The 1,765-nt window shown below is 65.9% G+C and carries 2 pseudogenes; one reads left to right on the top strand and one right to left on the bottom strand.

Annotated elements, in window-relative coordinates:
* Positions 1–281: pseudogene (locus ACEW8G_RS02240) on the bottom strand (IS630 family transposase); the annotation flags it as partial.
* Between ACEW8G_RS02240 and ACEW8G_RS02235 the strand changes: the two are divergent.
* Positions 282–1,451 (top strand): annotated as a pseudogene (locus ACEW8G_RS02235) (IS1380 family transposase); the annotation flags it as partial. It lies immediately after the preceding pseudogene.
* Positions 1,452–1,765 lie beyond the last annotated feature (314 nt).

Raw genomic sequence — 1,765 nt, 5'->3', positions numbered from 1 at the left:
AAGCCTTCGACCGCGTTGAGCCAGGAGGCCGAGGTCGGCGTGAAATGGAAATGGAAGCGGGGGTGCCGCACCAGCCATGCCCGCACCTTCGCATGCTTGTGAGTGGCGTAGTTGTCCACGATCAGATGCAGGTCGAGCTCTACCGGAGTTTCGCGGTTGATCCGGTTGAGGAAGCGAATGAACTCCTGATGCCGGTGGCGGCTCATGCATTGGCCGATCACCGTCCCATCCAGCACGTTGAGCGCGGCGAACAGCGTCGTCGTGCCGTGGCGCTTGTAGTCGACCCTTCTCGGGTAGTCCACTCCCTGGCCGACATCCTGCGGGCACGCATCCTGGCGATCGCCTGCGGCTACGAGGATGCCGACGACCTCGACCACCTGCGCCACGATCCTGGCTTCAAGCTGGCTTGCGGGCGAGTGCCTGATAGCGGCCGCGACCTGTGTTCTCAGCCAACCATGTCGCGCTGGGAGAACGCGCCCTCCCTGCGTGAGGTGATCCGGCTGATGTGGGCCATGGTCGACCTCTACTGCGCCAGCTATCCCCGGCCGCCTGCTGCGGTGACGCTCGACATCGACGACACCGTCGACGTGGTGCACGGGCACCAGCAGCTGTCGCTGTTCAACGCCCACTACGACGAGCGCTGCTTCCTGCCGATCCATGTCTACGATACCGCGACCTGCCGCCCGGTGGCGGTGCTGCTGCGGCCGGGCAAGACCCCCTCCGGTATCGAACTCCGTGGCCATTTGCGCCGCCTGGTGCGGCAACTCCGCCAGCACTGGCCGCAGACCCGCATCACGCTCCGCGGCGATGGCCACTACGGCCGCCCTGAGGTGATGGCCTTCTGCGAGGCCGCGGGCATCGACTATGTCTTCGGCCTGCCGACCAACGCCACCCTTCGCGGCCTGGTCGAAGCCGCCGCCGATGATGTCCGGGTGCGCCGCGCCGAGGACGCTGCCCCGGTGCTGCGTCGCTATGCTGAAACCCGCTATGGCGCCCGGTCATGGTCCCAGCCACGCCGGGTCGTCGCCCGCATCGAGGCCAGCACTATGGGCCTCGACATTCGCTTCGTGGTGACCAGCTTCGGCCAGGGCAACGCCGAATGGATCTACGACAGCCTCTATTGCGCCCGGGGCCAGGCGGAAAACCTCATCAAGCTGCACAAGACCCAGCTTGCCTCCGACCGGACCAGTTGCCGTTCGCCATTGGCCAACCAGGTCCGTCTCGTGCTGCACACCGCCGCCTATTGGCTGATGCTGGGCCTGCGCGAGCGCATCCCAAAGCCGCATCCACTCGCCAGCGCCGAGTTCACCACCCTGCGCCAGCACCTGCTCAAGATCGCCGGGCGGATCATCGAAACCACCAGCCGCATTCGCATCGCCTTCGCCGCAGCCTGCCCGCAGGCCGTGCTGTTCCGCGGCATCGCCCGCAGCTTCCATCCAGCAGGGCCATAGCCAAAGCGGCCGATGCACGGCCAAACCCGCAACACCCCCAACACCCAACGCCGCATCGCCATGCCGACCAACGTCACCACCGGCGAATGGACGCTCATGCCAGGAAGACAAATCAGACCGACCGCGCACGCTCAAGCAGACACCGGTGAATAGGACGGGCTAGGTTGTCGCGAGATTGCCGCGATTGCTCCGTCGCCTGATTCAATCCTGCTACCGCGCGCGGCAACCACGCTGAGAAATCCGCGGCGGCGTGCGTCGTTGTATAAGATCCACCTGCTACCATCTCCGCGCGAAGGTTCGACGCTGCTTGCGCG

The sequence above is a fragment of the Blastomonas sp. genome (assembly GCF_041747255.1).
Taxonomy (GTDB): Bacteria; Pseudomonadota; Alphaproteobacteria; order Sphingomonadales; family Sphingomonadaceae; genus Blastomonas.
Note: the sequence above shows the minus strand (reverse complement) of the source record. Positions and strands in the feature narration are given on the sequence as shown.